The organism is Bradyrhizobium sp. Ghvi (assembly GCF_900115265.1).
Classification (GTDB): Bacteria; Pseudomonadota; Alphaproteobacteria; order Rhizobiales; family Xanthobacteraceae; genus Bradyrhizobium.
The window spans coordinates 1-1958 of record NZ_FOVU01000039.1 but is presented as its reverse complement, the minus strand read 5'-3'; the positions used below and the strand labels follow the sequence as shown (position 1 = coordinate 1958).

The 1958-nt window shown below is 66.3% G+C and carries 1 protein-coding gene; it reads left to right on the top strand.

The window, feature by feature from the left end; all coding sequences use genetic code 11:
* Positions 1–1958: chemotaxis protein CheA (locus tag BM374_RS37685; protein ID WP_143270363.1), on the top strand; the 1958-nt coding region annotated here is incomplete at both ends.

Sequence of the window (1958 nt, the reverse complement as noted above, 5' to 3'; positions counted from 1 at the left end):
AACGACCGCGATCTCATCGACAAGCTGGAGGCGATGGTCGAGCAGGGCATGGCCGCAATGTCAGGCTCGGCGCAGCCGATGCCGGCTGCCGGCGCTGCTGCTCCTATTGCCGAAGCCCCGCCGCTGGTGCCGGAAGCACCCGTCGCCGCTGCGCCCGCCAAGGAGATGACCACGGGCACGCTGATCGAGCAGACGCTGGAGCGCCCCTTGCGTCCGGGCGAAGTCTCGCTCGACGAACTCGAGCGCGCCTTCCGCGAGACCGCGATCGAGGCGCCCGTGCCGGTGGCCAAGGTGGAGGTGAAGGCCGAGCCGGCGCCGGCGGCTGCAGCGCCGAAGGAGACCAAGGCGCCCAAGGAGAAGGCCGCGCCGAAGAAGTCGATGGCCGACGAGGGGGCCGGCGAAGGCGCCAGCATCGCCAACCAGTCGATCCGCGTCAACGTGGATACGCTGGAGCACCTGATGACCATGGTCTCCGAGCTGGTGCTGACCCGCAACCAGCTGCTGGAGATCTCGAGGCGCAACGAGGACACCGAGTTCAAGGTGCCGCTGCAGCGCCTCTCCAACGTCACCGCCGAGCTGCAGGAAGGCGTCATGAAGACGCGCATGCAGCCGATCGGCAATGCCTGGCAGAAGCTGCCCCGCATCGTCCGCGATCTGTCATCCGAACTCGGCAAGCAGATCGAATTGGAGATGCACGGCGCCGACACCGAGCTCGACCGCCAGGTGCTCGACCTGATCAAGGACCCGCTCACCCACATGGTGCGCAACTCCGCCGATCATGGCCTGGAGACCCCGGCCGAGCGCCTTGCATCAGGCAAGGGCGAGCAGGGCACCATCCGTCTCTCCGCCTATCACGAGGGCGGCCACATCATCATCTGCATCGCCGACAACGGCAGAGGCCTCAACACCGAGAAGATCAAGGCCAAGGCGATCTCGAGCGGTCTCGTCACCGAGGCCGAGCTCGAGAAGATGAGCGAAGCCCAGATCCACAAGTTCATCTTCGCGCCGGGCTTCTCGACCGCGGCCGCCATCACCTCGGTCTCGGGCCGCGGCGTCGGCATGGACGTGGTCCGCACCAATATCGACCAGATCGGCGGCACCATCGACATCAAGTCGGTGGCCGGCGAGGGCTCTTCCGTCACCATCAAGATCCCGCTGACCCTGGCGATCGTCTCGGCGCTGATCGTGGAAGCTGCCGGTGACCGCTTCGCCATTCCGCAGCTCTCGGTGGTCGAGCTGGTGCGCGCCCGCGCCAACTCCGAGCACCGCATCGAGCGCATCAAGGACACCGCGGTGCTTCGGTTGCGCAACAAGCTGCTGCCGCTGATCCACCTCAAGAAGCTGCTCAAGATCGACGACGGCGCGGCCTCCGATCCCGAGAACGGCTTCATCGTGGTGACGCAGGTCGGCAGCCAGACCTTCGGCATCGTCGTCGACGGCGTGTTCCATACGGAAGAAATCGTCGTGAAGCCGATGTCGACCAAGCTCCGTCACATCGACATGTTCTCCGGCAACACCATTCTGGGCGATGGCGCCGTCATCATGATCATCGATCCCAACGGCATTGCCAAGGCGCTCGGCGCCGCCGGCTCCTCGGCCCATGACATGGCCGACGACAATGCCGCGCACCACATCGGCTCGGGCGAGCAGACCACCTCGCTCCTGGTGTTCCGTGCCGGCTCGGCCCAGCCCAAGGCGGTCCCGCTCGGCCTCGTCACGCGCCTGGAAGAGCTCCCCGCCGACAAGATCGAGTTCTCGAACGGCCGCTACATGGTGCAGTACCGCGAGCAGCTGATGCCGCTGGTGGCCATGGACGGCGTCACCATTGCGAGCCAGGGCGCCCAGCCGATCCTGGTGTTCGCCGATGACGGCCGCTCCATGGGCCTCGTCGTCGACGAGATCATCGACATCGTCGAGGAACGCCTCAACATCGAGGTCGGCGGCTCGGCGAGCGGCAT